General features: G+C 69.1%; 9 protein-coding genes. 1 reads left to right on the forward strand and 8 read right to left on the reverse strand.

Translation table 11 applies throughout. From position 1 onward, the window contains the following. Genes EL337_RS02180 through EL337_RS02195 form a run of 4 tightly spaced genes read right to left on the reverse strand, consistent with a single transcriptional unit; the run spans position 1 to position 4,887 of the window. Positions 1-2,103, reverse strand: coding sequence for a xanthine dehydrogenase family protein molybdopterin-binding subunit (locus tag EL337_RS02180; protein WP_048632433.1), 2,103 nt, complete (start codon positions 2,101-2,103; stop codon positions 1-3). Beyond that, complete coding sequence (locus EL337_RS02185; protein ID WP_048632432.1) at positions 2,100-3,092, reverse strand: FAD binding domain-containing protein; 993 nt, start codon at positions 3,090-3,092, stop codon at positions 2,100-2,102. The genes EL337_RS02180 and EL337_RS02185 overlap by 4 nt, the downstream gene beginning before the upstream one ends. Beyond that, on the reverse strand, positions 3,089-3,610 hold the full coding sequence (locus EL337_RS02190; RefSeq protein ID WP_048632431.1) for a 2Fe-2S iron-sulfur cluster-binding protein: 522 nt from the start codon (positions 3,608-3,610) through the stop codon (positions 3,089-3,091). Before EL337_RS02190 ends, EL337_RS02185 begins: the two co-directional genes overlap by 4 nt. A 41-nt stretch (positions 3,611-3,651) precedes the next feature. Beyond that, on the reverse strand, positions 3,652-4,887 hold the full coding sequence (locus EL337_RS02195; RefSeq protein WP_048632430.1) for a YibE/F family protein: 1,236 nt from the start codon (positions 4,885-4,887) through the stop codon (positions 3,652-3,654). 61 nt (positions 4,888-4,948) lie between these two features. Between EL337_RS02195 and EL337_RS02200 the strand changes: the two genes are divergently transcribed. Further along, entirely contained in the window at positions 4,949-5,587 is a 639-nt protein-coding gene (locus EL337_RS02200; protein WP_048632429.1) for a DUF4304 domain-containing protein, read from the forward strand. Between the two features lie 57 nt (positions 5,588-5,644). Here EL337_RS02200 and EL337_RS02205 read toward each other — a convergent pair whose 3' ends face one another. The 4 genes from EL337_RS02205 to iniR all read right to left on the reverse strand — a co-directional run bounded on the left by EL337_RS02205 (position 5,645) and on the right by iniR (position 13,907). Then, complete coding sequence (locus EL337_RS02205; protein WP_109860114.1) at positions 5,645-6,937, reverse strand: pyridoxal phosphate-dependent aminotransferase; 1,293 nt, start codon at positions 6,935-6,937, stop codon at positions 5,645-5,647. Positions 6,938-6,964: 27 nt separating this feature from the next. Beyond that, positions 6,965-7,957: a hypothetical protein gene (locus EL337_RS02210; protein ID WP_126316478.1), complete on the reverse strand. Its 993-nt coding sequence runs from the start codon at positions 7,955-7,957 to the stop codon at positions 6,965-6,967. 22 nt (positions 7,958-7,979) lie between these two features. Continuing rightward, the gene (locus tag EL337_RS02215) at positions 7,980-11,219 is read right to left on the reverse strand and encodes a (Fe-S)-binding protein (RefSeq protein ID WP_048632427.1); all 3,240 of its coding nucleotides are present in this window, start codon (positions 11,217-11,219) and stop codon (positions 7,980-7,982) included. A 141-nt stretch (positions 11,220-11,360) separates the two neighbouring features. After that, on the reverse strand, positions 11,361-13,907 hold the full coding sequence (gene iniR, locus EL337_RS02220; protein WP_126316480.1) for an isoniazid response ATPase/transcriptional regulator IniR: 2,547 nt from the start codon (positions 13,905-13,907) through the stop codon (positions 11,361-11,363). Positions 13,908-13,915: the final 8 nt, after the last annotated feature.

Below are 13,915 nucleotides of genomic sequence, written 5' to 3' on the forward strand. Positions count from 1 at the left end.
TCACCGCAGGCCGGGCAGCACCTTGTCGAGCGTGACGGGCAGCTCCCGCACCCGGACGCCGGTGGCGTGATAGACCGCATTCACCACGGCGGCCGCCGCGCCGACGATGCCGATCTCGCCTGCGCCGCGGGAGCCCATCGGGTTCAGGTGCTCCTCGACCTCGTCGAGCCAGATGGCGTCGACGTCCATCACGTCGGCGTGCGCGCTGATGTGATAGTTCGCCAGGTCCTGGGTGACGACATGCCCGAATCGGGGATCGCGGACGCTCTCCTCGTGCAGCGCCATCGACAGACCCATCGTCATGCCGCCGATCAGCTGCGAACGCAGCGTGCGCGCGTTGATGGCCCGGCCGATCGAGAAGACGCCGAGCATCCGGGGGATCCGAACCTCCCCGGTGTCCCGGTTGACGTGGGCTTCGACGAAGTGCGCGCCGAATGACTGCACGGTGACGTCGTCGTCGCCGGGATTCTCGGGTGCCTCCGCGAGCGTGGTGGCGCCTACCGAGGGATGGTCGCCGTGGTCGTGCCGGAAATGTTGTGCCGCAGCGGAAACAGCCGATCCCCAGGAGGTCATGCCCGAGGATCCGCCTGCGACGGACGCGGGCGGCAGGTCCGTGTCGCCGATCTGCAGGTCGATGGCCGACAGCTCGCAGCCCAGCGCGTCAGCCGCGATCTGGGCCAGCGTGGTCCACGTGCCGGTCCCGATGTCCGACGCCCCTATGGCCACCTCGTACCGGCCGTCGGCACTGCAGGTGATCCGGGCGGCGTTGCCCGGCATCGCCATTCCCGGGTACGTGGCCGACGCCACCCCGGTGCCCACGAACCACTCTCCCGTGCCGGTCTTTCCCGGTTCGGGGTCACGCGAACCCCAGCCGAAGCGTTCGGCGCCGAGCTGCAGGCACTCCACCAGGTGACGTCCCGACCACGGCTTGCCGGTCTCCGGGTCGACGTCCGGGTCGTTGCGGATGCGCAGCTCGATGGGGTCGATGCCCATTGTCACCGCCAGCTCGTCCATCGCCACCTCGGCGGCGAAGGTGCCGGGGCACTCGCCCGGGGCGCGCATCCAGAACGGTACGGCGACATCGAGTGCCGCCAACCGGTGCGACGTCCTGCGGTTCGGGGACGCGTACATCTTGCGGGACGTCACCGCCGTCTGCTCCGCGAATTCCTTGACCGCCGAGGTCTGTTCGATCACATCGTGCACGATGGCGGTGAGGTGCCCGTCCTTGTCGGCGCCGAGCCGGATCCGCTGGATCGTGGGGGTGCGGTAACCGACCAGGGCGAACATCTGCTGACGGGTGAGGGCGAGCTTGACCGCACGGCCGCCGGCGCGCTGGGCCGCCATCAGTGCCAGCACATCGTGGGCGTGTGGGGCGCCCTTGGATCCGAAGCCCCCGCCGACATGCGGAGCGACGACCCGCAGCCGTTCGGGCTCCAACCCGAAGATCGGCGCCAGCGTCTTGCGGACGACGTGCACGCCCTGGGTGGAGTCGAACATCGTGACTGTGGCGTCGCCGTCCTGTTCGGTCCACCGGGCGATGACCGCATGCGGCTCCATCGGGCTGTTGTGCTCGATCGGCGTCTCGTAGGTCTGGTCGACGGTGTACTCGGCGCCTGCCAGCGCGGTCTCCACGTCGCCGTCGTCGGAATCCGGGGGGTACGACGGGTTCACCGAGTCCGGTGTGTACAGCCCGGGATGATCGGCTCGGAGCTCGGCGTCGTGCGGCTCCTTGAGGTACTCGACGGCCACCAGTGCGGCTGCCTCCCTGGCGATTTCGGCGGACTCGGCCACCACGCCGCCGATCAGCTGACCTCGGAAATGCACCCGGGCGTCCTGCAGGATCGCCAGCTCGCCGTCGGAGGCGTCCGCCAGTGTCGGGGCGTCGAACACCGTCAGGATGTCGAGGACGCCGTCCAGCGTGCGGGCAGCGGAGGTGTCCATCGCGAGGATGCGGCCACGGGCGATGGTGGACTGCACCGGGTGCAGGTACGCCGGCTGCTCGACTTGCTGTTCGAACGCGTAGGTGGCGGTCCCGGTGACCTTGGCGCGACCGTCGTGACGGAGGACGGGGGCACCGATGCTGCGCGGTTCCAGGAGCGTCATCGCCGACCCCGTTCGGTCAGCATGCGCAGCTGCGCCATCATCGTGCGGCGGGCCAGTTCGACCTTGAACTCGTTGCCCGGCAATGGTTCCGCGTCTGCCAGCTCGGCGTCGGCGGCCGCGGCGAACGTCTCCTCGGAGGCGACGGCGCCGATCAGTATCCGCTCCGCGCGGCGAGCCCGCCACGGCGCGTGCGCGACACCACCCAGCGCGATGCGGGCCGTCGCGATCGCGTCGCCGACGAAGCTGAGCTCGGCGGCCACCGATACCAGCGCGAACGCGTAAGACGCGCGGTCGCGAACTTTGCGGTAATCGGACACGGCGTCGGGGGGAGGGGGCGGAAGTTCGACCTCGGTGATGAGTTCGCCGTGGCGCAGCACGGTATCCCGGTGCGGCTCGTCGCCGGGCAGCCGGTGGAACTCGACGGCCGGGATGCGCCGGCCGCCGTCGGTGCCCTCGACCACGACGACGGCATCCAGCGCGCTGAGCGCGACCGCCATGTCGGACGGATGTACTGCGATGCACTCTGGGGAGGCACCGAGGATGGCGTGATAGCGCACATAGCCGCCCAGTGCCGAACATCCGCTTCCGGCAACGCGTTTGTTGCACGGGGTGGTGACGTCCTGGAAGTACACACACCGGGTGCGCTGCAGCAGATTGCCCGCAGTGGTCGCGGCGTTGCGCAGCTGCCCGGAGGCGCCGGAGAGCAGCGCCCTCGACAGCATCGGATAGTGCGAACGAATCACCGGGTGCGCGGCGAGGTCGCTGTTACGGACGTTGGCCCCGATCGTCACGCCACCCTCGTCGGTGACGGTGACCTCGGTGAGATCAAGGCGGCTGATGTCGACCAGCAGATCAGGTTCGGCCACACCGAGTTTCATGTGGTCGACGAGATTGGTCCCGCCGGCCAGATACACCGCGTCCGGATGCTTGGCCAAGGTGGCCACCGCGTCGGCGGGACTGGTGGCGACGTGGTACTCGAACGGCTTCATCGGACGGCTGCCTTCTCGATCGCGGCGACGATGTTCGGGTAGGCCGCGCAGCGACACAGGTTGCCGCTCATACGTTCCCGGATCTCGGCGCCGGTGAGCTCCGGGGTGGCCTCGAGGTCGTCACTGACGAAGCTGGGCGCACCGGATTTGACCTCGTCGAGCATGCCGACGGCCGAACAGATCTGACCCGGAGTGCAGTAGCCGCACTGGAACGCGTCTTCGTCGTGGAACGCCTGGGCGACCGGATGCACTGCGTCGCCGTCGCCGAGTCCTGCGGCGGTGGTGATCTGCGCGCCGTCGGCGGCGACCGCGAACGTCAGGCAGCTGGTGACGCGGCGTCCGTCCACGAGGATGGTGCACGAGCCGCACTGGCCGTGGTCGCACCCCTTCTTCGGGGCGGTGGCGTCGAGCCGCTCCCGGAGCGCGTCCAGAAGCGTCATCCGGTGGTCCACGGTCAACGTCCGATGGTGGCCGTCGACGTCCATGCTGATCTCAGAGGTGTGATTGGGCTGGCTCACGGCGGCCGAGTACCCGCGGCATGGGGGGTCAAACGGCAGAGTCAGTGACGGTTCTGCTGCGGGGTGGCGAGCAGCGCGGCGATGCCGGTGGTCAGCGGCACCGACAGTGCCAGCGCGATGCCGCCGACCGCGGAGCGGGCCACCTCGATGGCCACGCTCTCGCTGGTCAGCACGTCGCCGAGAGAGCGGTTCGCGACGCTGAACAGCAACAGCAGCGGCAGCGCGCTGCCGGCGTAGGCGAGCACCAGCGTGTAGACCGTGGACGCGATGTGGTCGCGGCCCACCCGCATGGCGCCGACGAACACCTCACGCCGAGAGGCGCCGTCGCCGAGCGCCGCGAGTTCGAACGTCGTCGAGGCCTGCGTCACGGTCACGTCGTTGAGCACGCCGAGCGAACCGATGATGAACCCGGCGAGCAGCAGTCCGGTGATCGACACGTTGCCCAGGTACGCGGCGACCTCGTTGTTCTGATCCTCCGAGAGGCCGGTGAGGTGGGCCGTTTCGATTGCCGCCCAGGACAACACCGCCGCGAGGAGCAGCGACGCGAGCGTGCCCAGCAATGCCGCGCTGGTGCGCAGGCTCACGCCGTGGGCGAGGTAGATGACCGCGTAGAGGATCGCCGCCGACGCGACCAAGGCCACCGGGACCGCAGCCGCGCCGTCGCGGAGCGCCGGTAACAGGAACACGACGAGCACGCCGAACGCGACCACGATGCCGATCATCGCCCGCAGTCCACGCCACCGGGCGACGGCGACGATGACGACGGCGAAGACGACGGCGAACGCGGTCAGCGGCCACGTCCGCTCGTAGTCGTAGAACGAGTAGGTGGTGGTGCCGGCGTCGTCGACCTGCCTGCTGAGACGGATGTCGTCCCCGACGGCCAGACTCGGCTGTCCGGGGCCCCCGCCGAACTCCAGCAGCGTGTCGGCACCCTGATTGGGGCCGGAGTCGATGGTCACCAACGCGAGCACGCACGTCGCACCCTCGCCCTGCGCGGGCAGCGGAGCCGACGTGAGCACCGCACCCGCGGACGGGCTGCCGCAGGTCGCCTCGCTGCTGGAGACGACGTGTCCCGCCTCGGTGGTGACGGCACCGCCGGCGGCGTTCTGGAACGGCAACGGGATGTCGGCCTTGCCGCCGCCGGGCCACAGCAGGGCGGCGCCGATCAGGACGGCCACGCCGATGGCGACGAGCAGCCCGACGACGATCCTGGCGGCCAGCGGCCCCAGCGGCGACGGACCGCTCAGCGAATGGGAGTGTGAGTGCGCCACCCGCACAGGGTAGAGGTCCGAGATTTTGGTGAGCCGGGGCCCATTCCCGGCGCCTTAGCCTGAAGGCATGGTCAGAAGCGCCCCCGAGCGATCGGCGTTGAAGCGAACCTACGAGTCGGTGCTGTCCGGCGAGGTGGCGCCGGCTCTGCGGTCCCACGGATTCACCCGGTCGCAGAACACGTTCCGCAGATCGCGCGGACCGCTCTACGACGTCATCAACTTCCAGGCCAACTGGAACAACAGTGTCACGCCCTGGTACGGATTCTTCGTCAACGTGGGTGTCGGCTCGGTGGAGATCGATGAGGCGTGCCCCGGTCACGGGCCGGAGTTGCACTTCCCGGAGACGTTCCTGCTGGACCGCCGCTGGGAGCACCTCGTGCCCGACGCGCCCTACGAACTGCGGTTCGATCGGGGCACGGACATGCAGGCCTTCGCGGCGCGGCTGTGTGCGAACCTGGCTCGGGTGCTCGGCGAAGTCGAACGGCTGCACTCGACCCGCGACCTCGTCGAGTATGCCGTCGCCGACAACCTGCTGATCGCGTACGAGAAGACGTGCTGTTACCTGGCGGCGACGGACGACGTCGACACCCTGGGCCGCTACGTCGCGCGGTTGCAGGACGTGTTCGGTGACCAGGAGCGCTGGGCGATCTTCAGCCGGCGGATCAGCGAGGTGACCGGAACACTGCCCCTGCCGCGTCGAAACTGAAGTTATGTGCCAGGTTTCATCCGAAAGTCGAGCACAGCTTCAGTTTCGGCGCGAGGTTCACTGTCGGTAACTGACCAGGAAGTTGCCCAGCCGATCGATGGCACTGGCCAGGTCACGCGCCCACGGCAGCGTCACGATGCGCAGGTGATCCGGTGTGGGCCAATTGAAACCGGTGCCCTGGGTGACGAGGATCTTCTCCTGCAGCAGCAGGTCGAGAACCAGCTGCTCGTCGTCGGCGATGTCGTAGACCTCCGGATCCAGCCGCGGGAACGCATACAGGGCGCCCTCGGGTTTCACGCACGACACCCCGGGGATGTCGTTGAGCTTCGTCCACGCCACATCACGTTGTTCGAGCAGCCGGCCGCCGGGCAGCACCAGGTCGTCGATGCTCTGATGGCCGCCGAGGGCCACCTGAATCGCGTGCTGCGCAGGAACATTCGGGCACAGCCGCATGTTGGCCAGCAGGCTGATGCCTTCGATGAAGCTGGTCGCATGCTCCTTGGGACCGGTGATGACCAGCCAGCCGGACCGGTAGCCGGCCACCCGATAGGCCTTGGAGAGGCCGTTGAACGTCAGCGTCAGCAGGTCGGGCGCCAGTGACGCCAGCGCGATGTGCTCGGCCTCGTCGTAGAGGATCTTGTCGTAGATCTCGTCGGCGAGCAGCAGCAGCTGATGCTTGCGCGCGAGTTCGACGATCTGCGTGAGGTTCTCGCGGGTGTACACCGCCCCGGTGGGGTTGTTCGGGTTGATCACCACGATCGCCTTGGTGCGTTCGGTGATCTTCGATTCCATGTCGGCGATGTCGGGTTGCCAGCCCTGGGTCTCGTCGCACAGGTAGTGCACCGGGGTGCCGCCGGCCAGAGACGTCGACGCCGTCCACAGCGGATAGTCCGGCGCCGGGATCAGGACCTGGTCGCCGTTGTCGAGCAGGGCCTGCAGCGTCATCGTGATGAGCTCGGAGACCCCGTTGCCCAGGAAGACGTCGTCGATGTCGAAGCGGGGAAAGCCGTCGACCAGCTCGTAGCGGGTGAATACGGCGCGGCGGGCGCTGGGGATGCCCTTGGAGTCCGAATACCCCTGGGCGTTGGGCAGCGCCTGGATCATGTCGCGCATGATCACGTCGGGCGCCTCGAAACCGAACGGGGCCGGGTTGCCGATGTTGAGCTTGAGGATCCGGTGGCCCTCGGCCTCCAGCCGCGAGGCGTGCTCGTGTACAGGTCCGCGGATCTCGTACAGGACGTCCTGCAGCTTGCTCGACTGCGCGAACTCGCGCTGGCGCGCATGACCACTGCCCGTGTGCCACGGCGCCTGATGCGTACTCATGTCCGAAATTCTCCCACGGTTGTCCACGTGTTTTTCCAGGTCACGGATCGGCACCTAGGCAAACGTCGCCGACAGGTTGGTGAAGTCGACCCATCGGCGCTGGAAATCCGCGGGGCTCAGCACCGTTTCCAGGTGTGCGCCCACCGGGCGGAACGCGGCAGGATCCAGTAGTGCCAGCGCCGTCGACTGATCCCAGAACATGGTCCGTCCGCCGTAACCGGAGCGCTCCCAGGTGTCCAGGGCCCACGAGTCCGAATGATTGAGCAGGATCTGCTTGAGTGTGTTGGGCAGCCCGACGGGGCCCAGGGCCTGTGCCATCGCCAGCGTCGGACCGTAGACCGTCCCGCCGCACCCCGCCGCGTTGGGCGTCAGGTCGCAGTCGGATCGGGGGACGTCGACGAAGGCGTGGTCGAGACCGGGTAGCTGCTCGTGGAAGGCCGTTGCGCAGGACGGGCGGTCGTATACGCAGTTGAACGACTCCGCCGCTTTGAGTTCCGGATCCCCTTCGAGCGGCCTGCCGGTGATGACCACCCGGCCGATCTTCGCCCGGATCGCCGGGCTGTAGTTCACGAACGACGAGAACGCGCCCAGGACAAGGACGTCCACCGCGGCGCACCCGGCGACGGCGTCCACGACCTGCTGCGGGTAGTCGGCGCGCGCCGGGCTGGGTGGCAGGGCGGTGGGCAGGAAGTTGTTCAGCCGGTTCATCAGAGTGCGGAAGACGAGCACGAAATCGCCGAACGTCGACGCGATGTCGGCTTCGGAGCGGCCGTGTCCCGCGCCGACGATGACCGGGACGGGCCGCTGACCAGGTTCGGCCAGCAACCGGTTGACGGCCGAGGCACCGAGGCCCGGCACCGTGAACCCCTCCGTGGTCACGACCGCAGCGACGCGGCGTGCCCCGATGACGGTCGGAATGGTCATCAGGTCGTCGATGTCGAAGTCGGTGTCGACGACCACACAGGGGGGCGCGGGCGCCGCGCCGACCGGTCCGGCCGACAGCGTCGCCGCCGCCAGGAACACCACCAGGGCCAGGAACAGCTTCATCTCCTGGCCGCCGGCCGTGGGGCTACTTGCGCCCTGGGCGGCGCGCACCCTTGGCGATGCCGAGGCCCTTCACGGGTGGCTCGTCGCCGACGACACGGGCTTCACCGTTGCCGGAGCCGTTGGTCGCCGGGGTGGGCTCAGACGCAGGCTGCGCCTCGGGCGCTGAGTCCGCTGTCGGCTCGACGTCCGCGGTGGGCTCGGGCTCGGGTGCGGCCTCAGTACTCGGCTCGGGCTCAGCGGCCGCGGGGGTGGGTGTGGCTGCCTTCTTGGCGCCGGGCCGGCGTGCGCCGGCCGCGATGCCGAGGCCCTTGACCTCCGGCTCGGCCTTGTGTGTGTCGAGACCCCGATCGGAATCGGCGGTGTCCGCGGCCTCGGTGCCTGCCTCGGCCTTGTCCGGGTCCACGTTGGGCGGCTGCACCACGGTGGCCGCGCCCTCGTTGGGTGCTGCCTTCGCCGGCGCCTTCTTCGCACCGGGACGGCGGGCACCGGATGCGATGCCGAGACCCTTGACCTCGGGCTCGGGCGCCGCAGGCTGGGAATCTTCCTGTGCCGCAGTCGTTTCCGCGGGGGCCGCAGGCGCGGCAGCAGCGGGCGCCGCCGTCTTCTTAGCCCCCGGACGCTTGGCGCCGCCGGCGATGCCGAGCCCCTTGACCTCGGGCTCCGCTGTCGCGGATTCGGCCGCGGGAGTCTCGGTGGTCGTCTCGGCTGCCGGTGCCGCGGCGGCTTTCTTGGCGCCGGGACGCTTGGCGCCGCCGGCGATGCCGAGCCCCTTGGCCGGGGCTGCCTCGGCAGCAGCCGGCTTGGCCTCGGGCTCGGCGGCCGCAGTCTTCTTGCCCGGCTTCTTCGCTCCGCCCGCGACGCCGAGTCCGGTGACGGGCTTGGTCTCGGTCGCCGTGCTCGCCTTGGCTTCGGCGGGCGCTTCCTCTTCGACCTCGTCGACTTCCTCGACTTCGGCAGGTGCCTTGGCTTCCAGGCGCGCCGCACGCTCCTCGAATTCCTTTGCCGCCGTACCCTTCTCAGGCAGTACGAAGGACTTCTGATCCAGGGATCCCAGCAGCAGCTGGGCCACGTCGAGCACCTCGGGCTTCGCCACGTCCCGGTTCGCTGCGACGTCGTCGACACCGTCGGTCATCATCACGCGGCAGAACGGGCAGCCGGTCGCGATCGCCGACGCCCCGGTGTCCACCGCTTCCTCTGAGCGTTCGACGTTGACGCGCTTGCCGATGTGCTCTTCCATCCACATCCGTGCGCCGCCCGCGCCGCAGCACAGGCCGCGGTCGGCGTGGCGGGGCATCTCGGTCAGAGTCGCGCCGGACGCACCGATGAGGTCACGCGGGGCGGCGTACTCCTTGTTGTGGCGGCCCAGGTAGCACGGGTCGTGGTAGGTGATGTCCTGTTGCTCGGTGGACTTGACCGGAACCAGCTTCTTGTCACGGACCAGCCGGTTCAGCAGCTGGGTGTGGTGCAGCACGGTGTAGTTGCCGCCGAGCTGCGGATACTCGCGGCCCAGGGTGTTGAAGCAGTGCGGGCAGGTGACCACGACTTTGCGATCCACCCGCTCCACGCCCTCGAACAGTTCACCGAGGGTCTCCACGTTCTGGGCGGCCAGCTGCTGGAACAGGAACTCGTTGCCGGATCGGCGGGCCGAGTCGCCGTTGCAGGTCTCGCCCTCGCCCAGCACCAGGTACTTCACCCCGGCCGCGGCGAGCAGCTCGGCGACGGCCTTGGTGGTCTTCTTCGCGCGGTCTTCGTAGGCGCCTGCGCACCCCACCCAGAAGAGGTACTCGAAGCCCTCGAACGACTCGACGTCCTTGCCGTAGACCGGAACGTCGAAGTCGACCTCGTCGATCCAGTTGGTGCGGTCCTTGGCGTTCTGCCCCCAGGGGTTGCCCTTGTTCTCCAGGTTCTTGAACAGCACGCCGAGCTCACCGGGGAACTCGGACTCCATCATCACCTGGTAGCGGCGCATGTCGACGATGTGGTCGATGTGCTCGATGTCCACCGGGCACTGCTCGACGCAGGCACCGCAGGTGGTGCAGGACCACAGCACGTCGGGGTCGATGACGCCGCCCTGCTCCAGGGTCCCGACCAGCGGCCGGGTGGCCTGCAGCGGGGAGTCGGCGGGGATGCGCTCGAAGCCCGACTCGGGAACGTGCTCGTGCGCGTGCTCCTCGCTCTTCTTCTCGCCGCGGATCTCCTCGCCGAGGCCACCCTCGGGGGTGTTCTCCAGCGGGGATTCCTTGCCGTCGAGGAAGTACGGGGCCTTGGCGAACATGTGATCGCGCAGGTTCATGATCACGAGCTTCGGGGACAGCGGCTTACCGGTGTTCCACGCAGGGCACTGCGACTGACAACGCCCGCACTCGGTGCAGGTGGTCATGTCGAGGAAGCCCTTCCAGGTGAAGTCCTCGATCTTTCCGCGACCCAGCACCGCGTCCTCGGCGGGATCCTCGAAGTCGACCAGCTCACCCTTGGACTCGACGGGCAGCAGGGGGCCCAGACCGTTGGGCATGCGCTTGAACGTGACGTTGATCGGCGCCAGACCGATGTGCAGGTGCTTGGAGTGCAGCACGATCAGCAGGAAGACCAGCATGATCGCGATGTGCGCGAGGAGCGCGAACGTCTCGATCCACTCGTTGGCGGGCTCGCCCAGCGGGTGCAGCACCCAGCCCATGGCCTGGGAGAAGAAGGCGCCGTTGCCGTACGGGAGCGCGCCGGTGTTGACCGCGGCGCCGCGCACCAGGGCGTAGGTCCAGATGACGTTGAAGATCATGAACAGGATCAGCCAGGCGCCGCCGGTGTGGGAGCCGTAGAAGCGGGAGTCGCGGCCGTGCTTCTTGGGCTCGCGGACGATGCGGATGATCGAGAACGTGATGATGCCCAGCAGCACTGCGAGGGCGAAGAAGTCCTGCAGGAAGCCCAGTGCGTCCCAGCGGCCGACGAACGGGATGTGGAAGTCGTGGTCCACCAGCTGGCCGAACGCCTCGACGTAGACCGAACCGAGGATGAAGAAGCCCCACATCGTGAAGAAGTGGGCGATACCGGCGGTGTTCCAGCGCAGCAGCCGGGTCTGTCCGAAGACTTCCTCGATCTGGGTGGTGATGCGCTTCTGCAGGTGGTCTTTGCGGTTGTTGCCTTCGCTCATCGGTTGCCCGGAGCGGATGAGCTTGGTCAGCCACAGGACACGCTTGGCCGCCAGTACGCCGACCACGGCGATCATCAGGACCCCGGCAACGATCCTGATCAGCATCTGCGTATCCACGCGGGCCTCCGTATTTCTGGTTACCCGTGGGTAACTTAGAGTGTGTTACTGGTGGGTAACTTAAGCTCGGTGCCTGCTCATAGTTACATCAGCCCGAGAATGAGCGCTACGAAGGATTGCCTAACTAACCGGTTAGACGGGTCACTGCCCCGACGGCGAGCCCAGCTGGGCACGCAACATCGACAGCATCTCGGAGCGCGATTCGGCGCCCAGCCGCCGGCGGATGCGCGCGACGTGATGCTCGACCGTCTTCGCTGAGATGAACAGTTGCGCACCGATGTCGCGGTAGGGCATGCCCTGCAGCAGCAGCTCGGCGACCTCGCGTTCCCGGTCGGACAGCTGCGTCGACGCGGGCCGTGCCGGAAGCCCCCGCGCCGGAGCGACCGCAGCCTCCTCGGCCGGCGCGGTGGCGATCGGCTCTGGACTCGTGACCGCCTGCTTGAGGTCGCGAGCGAGCTGCAGCATGGCCTGGGACGCCCGCGGATCCGTGGTCTGCAGGGCGGCCTGGCCCGCCAGGCGGGTGGCGTCCCAGGTGTGGCCGTGCTGGGCCAGCGTGCGCGCAGCGGCGGTGACCTCAGTGACGTCGACGTGGTTGGCCAGCACCCGCAACCAGGCACGACCGGCGCCCGCGAGGGCCTTGGCGAAGGGCGACTGCGCCGCGGCCGCCGTCAATGCCTGACCGTGTGGAGCGACGGCATCCGGGGAGTTGGCGAGGATGCCCGCGTGCACCCCCGCCCAGTGCAACGGCACCGACCAGAGCGCCGGGTCACCAAGCGTGGCGAGCTGCGCGAACGCCTCGTCGACAGCGTGCCTGACCTGATCGACCTTGTGCATACGGGCTGCGGCGACCCACAGCTCACCGAGTGGGAGAAGGGCGAACACGTCCGCCGAACACTCGGCAAGCACCTCCATCGCCGAATACCAATGGTTCTGCATGGCGCCGCTGTCGCCACTGCGCCGCGCGATCGCCGTGTGCAGAGCAGCGGCCCACAGCGCGTCGCGACGATGCAGCGACGCGAATGAGTCTGCCGGAACCGCCGCCGCGGCGGCCGCCAACTGCCCGTCCTGCATCTGCGCCCAACCCAGCAGCAGCCGATGGCGCGACGTGACGAAGATCGCATCGGAGAGGTCAGGCCGGCCGTCGGTGTGGACGGCTCGGCCGATCACGCTTCTGGCCCGAACCGGGTCGCCGCCGTGCAATGCGGCCAGCGTCACCAACGCCGCCGGAGTGTCCGGCAGAACGCCGGCGTGGCCGCCATCGGCGTTGATCGCCTGCCCGAGACGCGCCACGGCCGCGGGGTAGGACTGGTCGAGCGTCATCACCAGGCCTTCGGTGATGCTGCGAGCCGCGCGCGCGACGGAGGTGGGCGGACCGGCGGGCCGCTCGTGGGCGGTCGCCCTGGCTGCGGCTGCGTCGCCGACGGCCACGGCTGCGATCGTCGCGGCGGCGGCAACGATGGCGTCCGGGGCCGGGCCGAGCCAGCGGAACAGATCGGCGGCCTGCGCGGCGCTGCCGTCGTGCATCGCCACGCTCGCGGCGACCCGGACAGCAGCGGCACGCTCGGCGGGTTCCTGTGACGTCAGCAGGTCGTCGGCGAGACGGCCCGCGGTCGCGCAGTCACCGGTCAGCGCGAGCGCGTCGGCCAGCCGGCCGCTCAGCCCGTCGGCGAGCCGCCCGTGTAGCGACATGGCACCGGCGTCGGCGGCGGCGCGGTACAGCCGCGCGGCCCGGGCCGGGTGGCCGTCGCTGTGGGCCGCGAGATCGGTCAGCGCGGAGGCGAGCCGTTCGTCGCGCAAGCCGTGCTCGGCCATCCGCAGCGCCAGGTCGGCAGTCAGCGTCGACAGCTCGAGCTGTGAGCCCAGCACTGACACCTCGATGTCGTGATGTCTTGCGGCACCGACGATCTGGGAAATGGCGTCGTGGACAGCGCGCAGGAAGTTCTGATGGTGCGATGGCTCGACCAGACCGCTGGCGCGTGCTCTGTCGACGGCTGCCAACGCCGACTGCGACGGCATACCCAGCGCGGCAGCGACATCGTCGGGACCGAGACCCGAACCGAGCGACGAGATGAGCAGGGTGTCCAGCAGCGTCTCGTCGAGCCGGCGGAGTCGTTCGATCAACCCGATGCGGGCCGCCTGCCGAACCGCGACCGGACCCTCGTCGAGAGCCGGCAGCGCGGCGCGGAGAAGGAACGGGATGGCCCCCGTGGCAGCGATCAGGAGCCGGACGAGCTCCGGTGACGGCGGTGTGCCGAGTACCGCCGTGGCGGCGCGACTGACCTCCACCGCGGGCAGCGGGCCCAGTGCGACCGCGGGGTTCTCGCGCTCGAGCGCTGCTGCCACACCGCGCAGGGCGGTGCGGTGCACCAGGGGTGCGGCGGAGATGACCACGGTCGAATCCGGTTGTGCCACAAGCTCGGCGAGCCGGTCGAGGTCGGCATCGTCGAGGAGGTCGGCGTCATCGATGACGACGGCGGCGTCGGGGGCCGCCCCGGGCCGGGACAGCACAGGGCGACCGGAGGACCGCAAGGACTCGCGTACCGCCGCCAGCACAGCCGATTTACCGGTGCCGATGCCGCCGGTCACCAGCAATTTGGTCGGCGCTGCCGGATCCGCGTCGACGAGCGCGATGGCCTCGCGGGCGGCCGGCAGCAGATCCGTCGGCCGGTGCGGTGCCGTACCCGTCATCGCCGAAG

It is taken from the genome of Mycolicibacterium aurum (assembly GCF_900637195.1).
In the GTDB taxonomy this organism is placed as follows: domain Bacteria; phylum Actinomycetota; class Actinomycetes; order Mycobacteriales; family Mycobacteriaceae; genus Mycobacterium; species Mycobacterium aurum.

Excerpts from the sequence above, each read along its gene's own strand:
- EL337_RS02180 (WP_048632433.1), bottom strand. The coding sequence starts at position 2,103 with ATGACGCTCCTGGAACCGCGCAGCATCGGTGCCCCCGTCCTCCGTCAC.
- EL337_RS02185 (WP_048632432.1), bottom strand. The coding sequence starts at position 3,092 with ATGAAGCCGTTCGAGTACCACGTCGCCACCAGTCCCGCCGACGCGGTG.
- EL337_RS02200 (WP_048632429.1), top strand. The coding sequence starts at position 4,949 with ATGGTCAGAAGCGCCCCCGAGCGATCGGCGTTGAAGCGAACCTACGAG.
- EL337_RS02210 (WP_126316478.1), bottom strand. The coding sequence starts at position 7,957 with ATGAAGCTGTTCCTGGCCCTGGTGGTGTTCCTGGCGGCGGCGACGCTG.
- iniR (WP_126316480.1), bottom strand. The coding sequence starts at position 13,907 with ATGACGGGTACGGCACCGCACCGGCCGACGGATCTGCTGCCGGCCGCC.